General features: G+C 71.4%; 15 protein-coding genes. 11 read left to right on the top strand and 4 right to left on the bottom strand.

Annotation, left to right across the window (positions count from 1 at the left end):
• Nucleotides 1-7: 7 nt before the first annotated feature.
• The 5 genes from AB0Q96_RS30955 (at nt 8) to AB0Q96_RS30935 (ending at nt 6,759) form a co-directional block, all read left to right on the top strand.
• Nucleotides 8-898, top strand: coding sequence for a xanthine dehydrogenase family protein subunit M (locus AB0Q96_RS30955; RefSeq protein ID WP_365331221.1), 891 nt, complete (start codon nt 8-10; stop codon nt 896-898).
• Nucleotides 899-900: 2 nt separating this feature from the next.
• Entirely contained in the window at nt 901-1,488 is a 588-nt protein-coding gene (locus tag AB0Q96_RS30950; RefSeq protein ID WP_365331219.1) for a (2Fe-2S)-binding protein, read from the top strand.
• 2 nt (nt 1,489-1,490) lie between these two features.
• Nucleotides 1,491-3,896 carry a xanthine dehydrogenase subunit D gene (pucD, locus tag AB0Q96_RS30945; protein WP_365331217.1) on the top strand — a complete coding sequence of 802 codons (2,406 nt, stop codon included), beginning with the start codon at nt 1,491-1,493 and terminating at the stop codon, nt 3,894-3,896.
• Nucleotides 3,897-4,108: 212 nt separating this feature from the next.
• Complete coding sequence (locus AB0Q96_RS30940; RefSeq protein WP_365331215.1) at nt 4,109-5,575, top strand: NCS2 family permease; 1,467 nt, start codon at nt 4,109-4,111, stop codon at nt 5,573-5,575.
• Nucleotides 5,576-5,622: 47 nt separating this feature from the next.
• Complete coding sequence (locus AB0Q96_RS30935) at nt 5,623-6,759, top strand: XdhC/CoxI family protein (protein ID WP_365331213.1); 1,137 nt, start codon at nt 5,623-5,625, stop codon at nt 6,757-6,759.
• A gap of 19 nt (nt 6,760-6,778) precedes the next feature.
• Here AB0Q96_RS30935 and AB0Q96_RS30930 read toward each other — a convergent pair whose 3' ends face one another.
• On the bottom strand, nt 6,779-7,384 hold the full coding sequence (locus AB0Q96_RS30930; RefSeq protein ID WP_365331211.1) for a TetR/AcrR family transcriptional regulator: 606 nt from the start codon (nt 7,382-7,384) through the stop codon (nt 6,779-6,781).
• 130 nt (nt 7,385-7,514) lie between these two features.
• Here AB0Q96_RS30930 and AB0Q96_RS30925 point away from each other — a divergent pair, with 130 nt between their 5' ends.
• The 6 genes from AB0Q96_RS30925 to AB0Q96_RS30900 all read left to right on the top strand — a co-directional run bounded on the left by AB0Q96_RS30925 (nt 7,515) and on the right by AB0Q96_RS30900 (nt 11,753).
• Nucleotides 7,515-8,660: an acyl-CoA dehydrogenase family protein gene (locus tag AB0Q96_RS30925; protein ID WP_365331209.1), complete on the top strand. Its 1,146-nt coding sequence runs from the start codon at nt 7,515-7,517 to the stop codon at nt 8,658-8,660.
• A gap of 82 nt (nt 8,661-8,742) precedes the next feature.
• The gene (locus tag AB0Q96_RS30920; protein ID WP_365331207.1) at nt 8,743-9,147 is read left to right on the top strand and encodes a hypothetical protein; all 405 of its coding nucleotides are present in this window, start codon (nt 8,743-8,745) and stop codon (nt 9,145-9,147) included.
• Nucleotides 9,148-9,256: 109 nt separating this feature from the next.
• Nucleotides 9,257-9,688: a GNAT family N-acetyltransferase gene (locus AB0Q96_RS30915; RefSeq protein ID WP_365331205.1), complete on the top strand. Its 432-nt coding sequence runs from the start codon at nt 9,257-9,259 to the stop codon at nt 9,686-9,688.
• Nucleotides 9,689-9,727: 39 nt separating this feature from the next.
• Nucleotides 9,728-10,489: an SDR family NAD(P)-dependent oxidoreductase gene (locus tag AB0Q96_RS30910; RefSeq protein WP_365331203.1), complete on the top strand. Its 762-nt coding sequence runs from the start codon at nt 9,728-9,730 to the stop codon at nt 10,487-10,489.
• 58 nt (nt 10,490-10,547) lie between these two features.
• Nucleotides 10,548-11,240, top strand: a complete 693-nt coding sequence (locus AB0Q96_RS30905) for a TetR family transcriptional regulator (RefSeq protein ID WP_365331201.1) — start codon at nt 10,548-10,550, stop codon at nt 11,238-11,240.
• Between the two features lie 117 nt (nt 11,241-11,357).
• On the top strand, nt 11,358-11,753 hold the full coding sequence (locus AB0Q96_RS30900) for a zinc ribbon domain-containing protein (RefSeq protein ID WP_365331199.1): 396 nt from the start codon (nt 11,358-11,360) through the stop codon (nt 11,751-11,753).
• A gap of 87 nt (nt 11,754-11,840) precedes the next feature.
• Here AB0Q96_RS30900 and AB0Q96_RS30895 read toward each other — a convergent pair whose 3' ends face one another.
• The 3 genes from AB0Q96_RS30895 to AB0Q96_RS30885 form a co-directional block, all read right to left on the bottom strand.
• Nucleotides 11,841-12,797: an electron transfer flavoprotein subunit alpha/FixB family protein gene (locus tag AB0Q96_RS30895; protein WP_365331197.1), complete on the bottom strand. Its 957-nt coding sequence runs from the start codon at nt 12,795-12,797 to the stop codon at nt 11,841-11,843.
• A 33-nt stretch (nt 12,798-12,830) separates the two neighbouring features.
• Complete coding sequence (locus AB0Q96_RS30890; protein WP_365331195.1) at nt 12,831-13,616, bottom strand: electron transfer flavoprotein subunit beta/FixA family protein; 786 nt, start codon at nt 13,614-13,616, stop codon at nt 12,831-12,833.
• Nucleotides 13,617-13,644: 28 nt separating this feature from the next.
• A partial coding sequence (locus tag AB0Q96_RS30885; protein ID WP_365331193.1) for an acyl-CoA dehydrogenase family protein occupies nt 13,645-13,923 on the bottom strand: 279 nt, incomplete at its 5' end.

Here is a 13,923-nt window from a genome sequence, read left to right as displayed (position 1 = left end):
AGCCACCATGGACTTCCTTCGCCCCGCCAGCTGGGAGGAGGCGCTCGCCGCCAAGGCCGAGCACCCCACGGCCGTGCCCATCGCGGGTGGTACCGACATCATGGTCGAGATCAACTTCGATCACCGGCGTCCCGAGTACCTCCTGGACCTGAACCGTATCGAGCTGCTGCGCGAGTGGGAGGTCGGCGAGGAGAACGTGCGTCTCGGCGCCTCCGTCCCGTACACGCAGATCATGGAGAACCTCCGGGCCGAGCTGCCCGGTCTGGCGCTCGCCTCGCACACGGTGGCCTCCCCGCAGATCCGCAACCGTGGCGGCGTCGGCGGCAACCTGGGCACCGCGTCGCCCGCCGGTGACGCCCACCCGGCGCTCCTCGCGGCCGGTGCCGAGGTCGAGGTCGAGTCGGTGCGCGGCACCCGCTTCATCCCGATCGACTCGTTCTACACGGGCGTGAAGCGCAACGCGCTGGAGCCCGACGAGCTCATCAAGACCGTCCACGTGAAGAAGGCGGACGGTCCCCAGCAGTACTCCAAGGTCGGCACCCGCAACGCGATGGTCATCGCCGTGTGCGCCTTCGGCCTCGCGCTGCACCCGGAGACCCGGACCGTACGGACCGGCATCGGCTCCGCCGCGCCCACCCCGATCCGCGCCAAGGAGGCCGAGTCCTTCCTGAACGCGGCTCTGGAGGAGGGCGGCTTCTGGGACAGCGGCAAGATCATCACCCCGTCGATCGCGAAGCAGTTCGCCGACCTGTGCTCGGGTGCCGCCAACCCGATCGACGACGTCCGAGGCACCGCCAAGTACCGCCGCCACGCCGTCGGCATCATGGCTCGCCGCCAGCTCGGCTGGACCTGGGAGCAGTACCGCGGCAACGGCCGCACGCTTGAGGGAGCTGCATAACCATGCGCGTCAATTTCACGGTCAACGGACGTCCGCAGGAAGCCGACGACGTCTGGGAGGGCGAGTCCCTCCTCTACGTCCTGCGTGAGCGGATGGGCCTGCCCGGCTCCAAGAACGCCTGCGAGCAGGGCGAGTGCGGTTCGTGCACGGTCCGCCTCGACGGCGTGCCGGTCTGTTCCTGCCTCGTCGCCGCCGGCCAGGTCGAGGGCCGCGAGGTCGTCACCGTCGAGGGTCTCGCCGAGTTCGCCAAGGAGCGTTCCGAGCACGCGGGTTGCTCCTCCGGCGCCTGCGGCACCTCGCTCGACGAGGCCAAGCGCTGGCAGGCCCGCCCGGGCCAGGACTCGCAGACCGGCGAGGGCGTCGAACTGAGCCCCATCCAGCAGGCGTTCATCGACGCCGGCGCCGTCCAGTGCGGTTTCTGCACCCCGGGTCTGCTGATCGCGGCCGACGAGCTCCTGGAGCGCCAGGGCGACCCGTCCGACCAGGACATCCGCGAGGCCCTGTCCGGCAACCTCTGCCGCTGCACGGGCTACGAGAAGATCCTCGACGCGGTCCGCCTGGCGGCCGCCCGTCAGGGAGAGGCGGTCTGACCATGGCGCAGAACACGCGCACCGTTCCGGCGGGCACGCCGACGAACGTCACGCAGAACCACACCAAGGGCGGCATCGGCGAGTCCACGCTCCGCCCCGACGGCACCCTCAAGGTGACCGGCGAGTTCGCGTACTCCTCGGACATGTGGCACGAGGACATGCTGTGGGGCCAGACCCTGCGCTCGACCGTCGCCCACGCCGAGATCGTCTCCATCGACATCTCCGAGGCCGTCGCGATGTCCGGCGTCTACGCCGTGCTGACCTACGACGACCTGCCGGCCGAGATGAAGCACTACGGCCTGGAGATCCAGGACACCCCCGTCCTGGCCCACGGCAAGGTACGGCACCACGGCGAGCCGGTGGCGCTGGTCGCCGCCGACCACCCGGAGACCGCCCGCCGCGCCGCCGCCAAGATCAGGATCGAGTACAAGGAGCTGCCGGTCGTCACCGACGAGGCCTCCGCGCTCGCTCCCGACGCGCCGCTGATCCACGAGGGCCGCGACGACCACCACTCCGGTCACGTCCCGCACCCGAACATCGTGCACCGCCAGCCGATCGTCCGCGGCGACGTGGCGGCGGCCCGCGAGCGGGCCGACGTGATCGTCGAGGGCGAGTACGTCTTCGGCATGCAGGACCAGGCCTTCCTCGGCCCGGAGTCCGGCCTGGCCGTGCCCGCCGAGGACGGCGGCGTCGACCTCTACGTCGCCACCCAGTGGCTGCACTCGGACCTCAAGCAGATCGCCCCCGTCCTCGGCCTGCCCGAGGACAAGGTCCGCATGACGCTCTCCGGCGTCGGCGGTGCCTTCGGCGGCCGCGAGGACATCTCGATGCAGATCCACGCCTGCCTGCTGGCGCTGCGCACCGGCAAGCCGGTCAAGATCGTCTACAACCGCTTCGAGTCCTTCTTCGGGCACGTGCACCGCCACCCGGCGAAGCTGCACTACGAGCACGGCGCCACCAAGGACGGCAAGCTCACCCACCTGAAGGCCCGGATCGTCCTCGACGGCGGCGCCTACGCCTCGGCCTCCCCGGCGGTCGTCGGCAACGCCTCCTCGCTCGGCGCCGGCCCGTACGTGGTCGACGACGTGGAGATCGAGGCGGTCGCGCTCTACACCAACAACCCGCCCTGTGGCGCGATGCGCGGCTTCGGCGCGGTCCAGGCGTGCTTCGCGTACGAGGCGCAGATGGACAAGCTGGCGGCGAAGCTGGGCATGGACCCGGTCGAGTTCCGTCAGCTGAACGCCATGGAGCAGGGCACGCTCATGCCGACGGGCCAGGTCGTGGACTCGCCGGCCCCGGTCGCCGAGCTGCTGCGCCGGGTCAAGGCCCGCCCGCTGCCGATGGAGCGCCAGTGGGAGACCGCCGGCGAGGGCGCGGACGTCCGCGCGCTGCCCGGCGGCCTGTCCAACACCACGCACGGCGAGGGTGTCGTCCGCGGTGTCGGCTACGCCGTCGGCATCAAGAACGTCGGCTTCTCCGAGGGCTTCGACGACTACTCGACCGCCCGCGTGGTGCTCCAGGTCATCAACGGCGAGCCCGTCGCGATGGTCCACACGGCCATGGCCGAGGTCGGCCAGGGCGGTGTCACCGTGCACGCCCAGATCGCCCGCACGGAGCTCGGCGTCACGCAGGTGACGATCCACCCCGCCGACACCCAGGTCGGCTCCGCCGGTTCGACGTCCGCCTCCCGGCAGACGTACATGACCGGTGGCGCGGTGAAGAACACCTGCGAGGCCGTCCGCGAGAAGGTCCTGGAGATCGGCCGCCGCAAGAACGGCTCCTACCACCCCGCGTGGGCGACCGCCGAGCTGCTCCTGGAGGGCGGCAAGGTCGTCACCGACGGCGGCGAGGTGCTCGCGACCCTCGCGGACATCCTGGAGGGCGAGGAGCCGATCGACCTCGAACTCGAGTTCCGGCACCGTCCGACCGTGCCGTTCGACCTGGTCACCGGCCAGGGCGACGGTCACGTCCAGTACACCTTCGCCGCGCACCGCGCGGTGGTGGAGGTGGACACCGAGCTCGGCCTGGTCAAGGTCATCGAGCTCGCCACCGCCCAGGACGTCGGCAAGGCGCTCAACATGCTCTCCGTCGTCGGCCAGATCCAGGGTGGCACCACCCAGGGCCTGGGCGTCGCGGTGATGGAAGAGATCATCGTGGACCCGAAGACCGCGAAGGTGCGCAACCCCTCCTTCACGGACTACCTGATCCCGACGATCCTCGACACGCCGACCATCCCGGTCGACGTCCTCGAACTGGCCGACCCCAACGCGCCGTACGGCCTGCGGGGACTCGGCGAGGCCCCGACCCTGTCGTCCACCCCGGCCGTCCTCGCGGCGATCCGGAACGCGACGGGCCTGGAGCTCAACAAGACGCCGGTCCGCCCCGAGGCGCTCACCGGCACCCTGTAGGACCTCTCCGGACGGTGCGTGCCTCCCGGGAACGTCACACTTCCCCCGCCCGTACCGTCCGGGGACTCGCAGTACTCGGCATTTCGCCGTTCGTCTCGGGCCGTCCCCCGGGTCGTGCAGCCGACTTGATTTCCCAAATCCCGCAGCTTCACAGATCAGAACACCTTCGAAGTCTGATGCGGGTGCCCCTTTGAACCTTGGGAGTAGGCCCCATGACCCAGTCGTCAGTGGAGCCCAAGACCACGGCAGAGGACGCGGGCAACGGCTCGCGCAACCCCGCCGGCAGGTCTTGGCTCGACCGGTACTTTCACATCTCGGAGAGAGGATCCACCGTCGCGACGGAGATCCGCGGCGGCGTCACCACCTTCATGGCGATGGCGTACATTCTCCTGCTCAACCCCCTGATCCTCAGCGGCAAGGATGTCGACGGAAACATCCTGAGCCAGCCCGCTCTGATCACCGCCACGGCGCTCTGCGCCGCCGCGACCACGCTCCTGATGGGCTTCTGGGGCAAGGTCCCGCTCGCCCTCGCCGCGGGTCTCAGCGTCTCCGGCGTGATGGCCTCGCAGGTCGTGCCGGTCATGACCTGGCCGCAGGCCATGGGCATGTCGGTCGCGTACGGTGCGGTGATCTGTCTCCTGGTGGTCACCGGCCTCCGCGAGATGATCATGAACGCGATACCCCTCGCGCTCAAGCATGCGATCACCATCGGCATCGGTCTCTTCATCGCGATCATCGGCTTCGTGAAGGCCGGCTTCGTCCACGAGAACCCCGCCCCCGGCGGCGGTCCCGTGACCCTCGGCCCGGCCGGTGAGCTCCAGGGCTGGCCCGTCCTGATCTTCGCCTTCACCCTGCTGCTGATCTTCGCCCTGCAGTCCCGCAACATCCCCGGCGCCATCCTCATCGGCATCGTCGCGGGCACGGGCGTCGCCGCCCTGCTCAACGCGGTCGTCGACATCCCGGCCAAGGCCTGGTTCTCCGGCGCCCCGGAGCTGCACGGCAGCGCCGTCTCCGCCCCGGACTTCTCCCTCATCGGGGACGTGTCCTTCAGCGGCTGGGGCGACGTCGGCTACATCACCATCACCATGATCGTCTTCACCCTGGTGCTGGCCGGCTTCTTCGACGCCATGGCGACCATCCTGGGCGTCGGCACCGAGGCCAAGCTGGCCGACGACAAGGGCCGCATGCCGGGCCTGTCCAAGGCGCTGTTCATCGACGGCGCCGGCGGCATCCTGGGCGGTGCGGGCGGCGCCTCGGGCCAGACGGTCTTCGTCGAGTCCGCCACCGGCGTCGGCGAGGGCGCCCGTACCGGCCTGGCCTCCGTGGTCACCGGCGCGTTCTTCGCCCTGTGCCTGTTCTTCACGCCGCTCACCGCGATCGTCCCGCAGGAGGTCGCCGCCGCGGCCCTGGTCGTCATCGGCTCGATGATGATGCAGAACGCCAAGCACGTCGACTGGAGCGACCGCTCCGTCGCGATCCCGGTGTTCCTCACCGTGGTCCTGATGCCCTTCACGTACACCATCACCACCGGTGTCGCGGCCGGCGTCATCTCCTACGTGGTCATCAAGAGCGCGCAGGGCAAGGCGAGGGAGGTCGGCGGCTTCATGTGGGCGCTGACCGGCGTCTTCGTCATCTACTTCGCGATCCATCCGATCGAGAGCTGGCTGGGCGTCGGCTGACGACACCCGTAACGTCGCCCTCCACACAACATTCCGAGGAGTTCGAGATGCTGGACATCGCCGAAGAGCTGCACCGGTGGGTCGAGCAGGGACGCGAGTTCGCCGTCGCCACCGTGGTGGCGGTCGGCGGGAGCGCGCCCCGGCAGCCGGGCGCCGCCCTCGCCGTCGACAGCGAGGGCACGGCGATCGGATCGGTCTCCGGCGGTTGTGTGGAGGGCGCCGTCTACGAGCTGTGCCAACAGGCGCTGGAGGACGGCCGCACGGTCGTCGAGCGCTTCGGCTACAGCGACGAGGACGCCTTCGCCGTGGGCCTGACCTGCGGCGGGATCATCGACATCCTCGTCACCCCGGTACGCGGCGGGGTCTACCCCGCCGCCCTCGCGGCCGCCGTCTCCGGTGAGGCGGCCGCCCTGGCCCGGATCGTCGAGGGCCCCGAGGACCTGAGGGGCCGGGCGCTCCTGGTCCACCCCGACGGCTCGTACGAGGGTGTGCTCGGCGGCCACCCCGAGCTCGACCGCACCGCCGCCGCCGAGGCCCGCGCGATGCTGGACGCCGGCCGCACCGGGACCGTGGAGATAGGCGAGGACGGCAGCCGCTGCGGACAGCCGCTGACCCTTCTCGTGGAATCCTCCGTCCCCGCCCCGCGCATGATCGTCTTCGGCGCCATCGACTTCGCCTCCGCGCTGGTCCGGATCGGCAAGTTCCTCGGCTACCACGTCACCGTCTGCGACGCCCGCCCGGTCTTCGCCACCCCACTGCGCTTCCCCGACGCCGACGAGATCGTCGTCGCCTGGCCCCACCGCTACCTCGCCACCACCGACGTCGACGCCCGCACCGTGCTCTGCGTCCTCACCCACGACGCCAAGTTCGACGTCCCGCTCCTCCAGGCCGCGCTCAAGCTGCCCGTCGCCTACGTCGGCGCCATGGGCTCCCGCCGCACCCACGAGGACCGCAACAAGCGCCTGCGCGAGGTCGGCGTCACCGAACTCGAACTCGCCAGGCTGCGCTCCCCGATCGGCCTCGACCTCGGCGCCCGTACGCCGGAGGAGACCGCGCTGTCCATCGGCGCCGAGATCGTCGCCAACCGGCGCGGCGGCAGCGGCGCCGCGCTCACCGGCGCGCACACCCCCATCCACCACGACGGCCCCCGCGAACCGGTCGGCCGGCTCGGCTCGGTGGCCTGACCGCCGCCGGTGCGGTCGGTCAGCCCCGGCGCAGGCCGTTGAGCAGGAGTTCCGCCAGCTGGTCGTACGCCTCGGCGTCGGCGAGGCCGGTGGCGGTGGCGACCTGGCGGCGCTGGATGCGGACCATGACCGAGGAGATGACGTCGGCGGCGAAGGTCACGTGCACCTCGCGGAAGACGCCGGCCGTCACGCCCTCCTCGATGAGTTCCTGGACCCGGCCGGCCGCCGCGCGCGTGTTGCGCTCGTACACCTCGGCGGCGGGCTCGAAGGCGGCCACGTCGTCGAAGAAGCGCGGGGAGACCGGGGCCAGCTCCGCGGAGACCGCCCGCAGATAGGCGGCCAGGCGCTCGGCCGGGCCGGTCGCCGCGGCCAGGACCGCCTCGACGCGGAAGGTCGCGCGCCGGAAGAAGTGCACGACGGCGGCCCTGACCAGCTGCTCCTTGCTGCCGGCCAGGCCGTACAGGGTGCGCTTGGAGCAGTGCAGCCGGGCCGCGAGATCGTCCAGGGTCAGCTGGGCGAACCCCTCGCCGACGAGCAGCGTCACCAGCTTCTCGAAGAGCTCGGAGCGGCGGGCGGCGCCCCGGCCCGTGAGCTTGGGTGCGTCGGCGGCTGAGGTCTCGATCACCCGAACAGTATGCCGGGTCGACTCGTTCGGGGGGTTACTCCCGCACCCATCTGCGCTACTCTCACCGGTACTGCCGTACCCCTTGCAGTACCGTTTCGCGGTACCAGCTCGTGTCCTGACTGGAGTCGCCATGGATGTCGACCGCCTGCTTCCCACCCCCGAAGCCGCGGACCTCATCGCCCTCACGCGGGAGATCGCCGACCGGGAGCTCGCGCCCCGAGTCGACGAGCACGAGGCCGCCGAGACGTACCCGGAGGGCCTGTTCGCGACCCTCGGCAAGGCCGGGCTGCTCGGTCTGGCGTACCCCGAGGAGTTCGGCGGCGGAGGCCAGCCCTACGAGGTGTACCTCCAGGTCCTGGAGGAGCTCGCCGCCCGCTGGGCCGCCGTCGCCGTCGCCACCAGCGTCCACACCCTCGCCTGCCACCCGCTGCACACCTTCGGCACGCCCGGGCAGAAGGAGCGCTGGCTGCCCGAGATGCTCGAAGGGCGCCGCATCGGCGGCTACAGCCTCTCCGAGCCGCAGGCCGGCTCCGACGCCGCCGCGCTCTCCTGCAAGGCGGAGCTCACCGAGGACGGGGCCGCGTACCGCGTCACCGGCAACAAGGCGTGGATCACCCACGGCGGCAAGGCCGGCTTCTACACCCTCTTCGCCCGCACCGCGCCGGGCAGCCACGGCATCTCCTGCTTCCTCGCCCCCGGCGAGACCGAGGGCCTCACCTTCGGCAAGCCCGAGCGCAAGATGGGCCTCCAGGCCGTCCCCACCACCTCCGCCCACTGGGACGGCGCCCTCGTCGACGCCGACCGGCGCATCGGCGACGAGGGGCAGGGCCTCCAGATCGCGTTCAGCGCCCTCGACTCGGGCCGCCTCGGCATCGCCGCCTGCGCCACCGGCCTCGCCCAGGCCGCGCTGTCCGCCGCCGTCGCGTACGCCAACGAGCGCAGCACCTTCGGCCGCAAGATCGTCGACCACCAGGGCCTGGGCTTCCTCCTCGCCGACATGGCCGCCGGCGTCGACGCGGCCCGCGCCACCTACCTCGACGCGGCCCGCCGCCGCGACCTCGGCCGCCCCTTCAGCCGGCAGGCCAGCGCGGCCAAGCTGATCGCCACGGACACCGCGATGAAGGTCACCACGGACGCCGTCCAGGTGCTCGGGGGCTACGGCTACACCCGGGACTTCCCGGTCGAGCGGTACATGCGCGAGGCCAAGATCATGCAGATCTTCGAGGGCACCAACCAGATCCAGCGGCTGGTCATCAGCAGGCAGCTGAAGGTCTGACCCCTCCGGTTGCCCGGCCACCCGTACGGGCGTAGGCCGGAAGAGGGGAACCGATCCGTCGTGACCGGAGAGGAGTCCCATCATGCTGGGCGACCTGATCGGCGAGGAACAGGGCGAGACCACGGGAATCCGGGTGCTGTCCACCGACGGCGGCCATCCCGTCCTCGAAGCCTCGTTCGCGGCGACCGGCACACTGCTGGGCGTCGGGATCAAGGACATGGGTACGTACGAATCGGCCGTGGGCGCCGACGGCACGCTCTACGGGGAAGGCCAGGGCGTCATCATGGCCCAGGGCGGCGCCACCGTGACCTGGCACGGCTCCGGCGTCGGCCACTTCGACGAGGCGGGCACCGTGCACTGGCGCGGCGCGCTCTTCTTCGAGACGGCCGCCGCGGCGTTCGGCCGGCTCAACGGGACGGCCGCCGTGTTCGAGTTCGAGACGGAAGAAAGCGGTAAGGCCACTGCGAAGCTCTGGGAATGGAAGTAGCCCCGCCCCGAAGTCCGCTCCGCCGGTCGTCTGCCGCCCGGCGGAGCCGGCCGACCGGGCGGCGATCGAGGCGATCGACGACTCCTTCAGCACGGACCGGGTCTACGAGGTGCTGGCCGGCGCGGACGGCTTCACGCTGCGGGAGACGCCGGTCGACCCGCCGCTCGTCAAGGTCTTCCCCGACGACGGCGACGGCGGGTTCGACGGCCTGCACGTCGAGGTCGCCGTCGACGGCGGCCTCGTGCGCGGTTTCGTCGCCGCCGGCGTGGAGGAGTGGAACCGGCGCCTGGTCGTCGACACCCTGGCCGTGGCGCCCGCGCACCGCGGCGCCGGCGTCGGGCGGGCCCTGATGGAACGGGCCTGCGCGTACGGGCGGAGCCTCGGCGCGCGCACCGCGTGGCTGGAGGTGACGAACGTGAACGCGCCCGCCGTCCGCGCCTACCGCCGGATGGGGTTCGAGCTCTGCGGGCTCGACACCACCCTCTACCGGGGGACGGCGAGCGAGGGCGAGACCGCCCTCTTCATGAGCAGGCCGCTGTAGGGCCGCTGTCAGCAGAAGCACGCGAACACAAGGAGATCCATGGACATCGCCGGTTCCGCCGCACTCGTCACCGGTGCCGCCTCGGGGCTCGGGGCCGCCACCGCCGCCGCGCTCGCCGCGAAGGGGGCCACCGTCTACGGCCTCGACCTCGACAAGGCCGTCGCCGGCGCCGCGGGCGCGGTGGACGGGGTCACCCTGATCGCCGCCGACGTCACCGACGAGGACCAGGTCCGGGCGGCGCTCGCGCGGATCGACGAGGACGGCGCCGAACTGCGGCTCGCGGTCAACTGCGCGGGCATCGCCCCCTCGGCACGGCTCCTCGGCCGCAAGGGCCCGCACGACCTGGCGCTCTTCCGGACCGTCCTGGACGTCAACCTGGTCGGCACCTTCAACGTGCTGCGCCTCGCCGCCGAGTCGATCGCCCGCCGGGAGCCCGACGAGCACGGGCAGCGCGGACTCGTCGTCAACACCGCCTCCATCGCCGCCTTCGAGGGGCAGATCGGCCAGATCGCGTACGCGGCCTCCAAGGCCGGCGTCGCCGGGATGACGGTCACCGCCGCCCGGGACCTCGCCCAGTACGGCATCCGCGTCGTCACGGTCGCCCCCGGCATCGTCGACACCCCGATGATGGCCGGCTTCAGCGAGGAGGTCCGGGCCGGGCTCGCCGCGAGCGTCACCTTCCCCCAGCGGCTCGCCCGCCCCGAGGAGTACGCCCGCCTGGTCACCATGATCGCCGAGCACGACTACCTCAACGGCGAGACCATCCGGATGGACGGCGCCCTGCGCATGGCCGCCCGCTGATCACCACCGTGGCACCAAGTGCCGCCGCACGAGGGATCCGAGTGCTAAATTTCGGGGTATGAGCACCCACCCCGCCAAGCCCTCGATGCGTGACTCCCTCGTCGCGGCGGCCTTCCAGCTCTTCCTGGAGCGCGGCTACGAGCAGACCACGGTCGACGACATCGTGAAGACGGCCGGGGTGGGCCGGCGGTCCTTCTTCCGGTACTTCCCGTCCAAGGAGGACGTGGTCTTCCCCGACCACGAGCAGAGCCTGGCCGACATGACCGAGTTCCTCGCCGCGAGCGAGGACACCGACGACCCGCTGGTCCGGGTCTGCGAGGCCACCCGGCTCGTCATGCGGATGTACGCCGAGAACCCCACCTTCTCCGTCCAGCGCTACCGCCTCACCCGCGAGGTGACCGGCCTGCGGACGTACGAGCTGTCGGTGGTCTGGCGGTACGAGAAGACCCTCGGCGACTACCTCCGCACCCGCTTCGCCGACCGCCGCGACGGCACCCTGCGGGCCAACGTCGTCGCGGCGGCCGTCGTCGCCGCGCACAACCACGCGCTGCGCCACTGGCTGCGCTCGGGCGGCGAGGGCGACCCGCTGGCCGAGGTGGACCGGGCCCTGGAGTTCGTCCGGGAGACCTGGAGCCCGGAGGCGGCGGCCCCCGTCGAGGGCGACGACGACGTGGTCGTGGTGATCACCAAGCGCTCCACCCCGATGTGGCGCGTGGTGCGCGAGGTGGAGTCGAGCCTCGGGGAGAGCTAGAGGCACGCGGGGATCTCAGTATCGTCAAATGAGGGAACTCAGGTCTTTATTGCTGGCACTGAGTGCCATATCTTTACTCCATGCACGGTCGAGCCGCCGAGTGCTAGGAGAAGCATCGTGTTCCACACCGGATCCACGGGTCTGCGCAGCGGGACCGCCGTCCTCGTCGAGGAATCGGCCGCCGAGCCCGAACTCCACTTCCAGCGCTGCCGCTGGTGCCACACCACCACCTTCCAGCGCCTGCTCTGCCCCACCTGCGGGTCGACCGACCTCGCCCCCGAACTCAGCGCGGGGGAGGGCGTGATATCGGTACGGCGGGGCTTCACCGCCGCCGAGGCCGACCTCTGGCCGGTGCACATGGCCGAGGGCTTCGTGGTGCGCTGCCGGGTCGACGGACCGCTGCACGCCGTGCGCCCCGGCGTCCGGGTCAGGCTCGCCCCCGGAACCCTCTGCGCCGGGCGCAGGCCGGTCGTCCGGCTCTGCGAGGAGGCCGTGCTGGACGGCTGGTTCTGAAGCGGACGGCGCACGTCCCCGGGCATCACGAAAGGGGGGCGGGTGGCACAGAGTGCCACCCGCCCCCCTTTCCGTACGGCCTCGGCGTCAGCGCGCGCCGATCTCGTCCGTGAGCTGCGGCAGCACCTCGAACAGGTCGCCCACCACGCCGTAGTCGACCAGGTCGAAGATCGGCGCCTCGGCGTCCTTGTTGACCGCGACGATCGTCTTCGAGGTCTGCATGCCGGCCCGGTGCTGGATCGCGCCGGAGATGCCCGCCGCGATGTACAGCTGCGGGGAGACCTGCTTGCCGGTCTGGCCCACCTGGTTGGAGTGCGGGTACCAGCCCGCGTCCACCGCGGCGCGCGAGGCGCCGACGGCCGCGCCGAGCGAGTCGGCCAGCTTCTCCACGACCCCGAAGCCCTCGGCCGCGCCGACACCGCGGCCGCCGGAGACCACGATCGCCGACTCGGTCAGCTCCGGACGGCCGGTGGAGACCCGCGGGGTGCGCGAGACGATCCTGGCCGCGTTGCCGGAGAAGGCGACGGAGACGTTCTCGACCGCGCCGGCGGCCGGGGCGGCCTCCGGGGCGGCGGAGTTCGGCTTGACGGTGATGACCGGAACGCCGTGCGAGACGGCCGACTTCACCTGGTACGAGGCGGCGAAGACCGACTGGGTGGCGACCGGGCCGTTCGCGCCGGCCTCCAGCTCCACCGCGTCGGTGATCAGGCCCGAGCCCAGCCGCAGCGCCACGCGCGCCGCGACCTCCTTGCCCTCGCCGGAAGAGGTCACCAGGACGGCGGCGACGCCCTTGTCCCGGGCGATCTGGGTGAGCGCGTCGACCTTCGGGACGACGAGCCGCTCGTCGAACTCGGGGCCGTCGACGACGTACACGGTCGCCGCGCCGTACTCGCCGGCCTTGGCGGCGACGGAGGCCGCGGCCTCGCCGGCGCCGAGCACGACGGCCGAGGGCTCGCCGATGCGGCGGGCCAGGGTCAGCAGTTCGAGGGCCGGCTTGCGGACCGCACCGTCGGCGTGGTCCACGAGAACCAGGATCTCAGCCATGATTCCTTGCTCCTGAGGGATGGTGACGGTGGGTCAGATGAACTTCTGGGTGGCGAGGAAGGCGGCGAGCTGCTTGCCGCCGTCGCCCTCGTCCGTGACGATCGTGCCCTGGGTACGGGCCGGGCGGGCCTCGGCCGAGTCGACCAGCGTCCAGGAGCCCGCGAGGCCGACCTCGTCGGCGTCGATGCCGAGGGCGTCCAGGTCCAGCTTCTCGATCGGCTTCTTCTTGGCGGCCATGATCCCCTTGAAGGAGGGGTAACGCGCCTCGCCCGACTGGTCGGTGACCGAGACGACGGCCGGCAGCGGGGCCTCCAGGACCTCGCTCGCGGCGTCGCCGTCGCGGCGGCCCTTCACGGTCCCGTCCTCGACGGTCACCTCGGACAGCAGGGTCGCCTGGGGCACGTTCAGCCGCTCGGCGAGCAGCGCGGGCAGCACGCCCATGGTGCCGTCGGTCGAGGCCATGCCGCAGACGATCAGGTCGAAGCCGGTCCGCTCCAGGGCCTTGGCGAGGATCGCGGAGGTGCCGATGACGTCCGAGCCGTGGATGTCCTCGTCGTCGACGTGCACGCCCTTGTCGGCGCCCATCGACAGTGCCTTGCGCAGCGCGTCCTTGGCGTCGTTCGGGCCGACCGTGACCACGGTGACCTCGGCGTCGTCGGCCTCCTCGGCGATCCGCAGGGCCTGCTCGACCGCGTACTCGTCGAGCTCCGAGAGCAGCCCGTCCACCTCGTCACGGTCGACGGTCAGGTCGTCGGCGAAACCGCGGTCGCCGGTGGCGTCGGGAACGTACTTCACACAGACAGCGATCTTCAGTGTCACGGCCTGTCTCCTTTCAACGGGCGGGTGGTTACGGGAGGTTGCGGGCCATGACGATGCGCTGGACCTGGTTGGTGCCTTCGTAGATCTGGGTGATCTTGGCGTCGCGCATCATGCGTTCGACGGGGTAGTCGCGGGTGTAGCCGTAGCCGCCGAGGAGCTGGACGGCGTCGGTGGTGACCTCCATGGCGACGTCGGAGGCGAAGCACTTGGCTGCGGCGCCGAAGAAGGTGAGGTCGCCGTCGAGGCGTTCGGACTTGGCGGCGGCGGCGTAGGTGAGCTGGCGGGCGGCTTCGAGCTTCATGGCCAT

Origin of the sequence: Streptomyces sp. NPDC093111 (genome assembly GCF_040683955.1) — a bacterium.
GTDB lineage: Bacteria > Actinomycetota > Actinomycetes > Streptomycetales > Streptomycetaceae > Streptomyces.
This window is presented reverse-complemented; position numbering and strand designations above follow the sequence as displayed.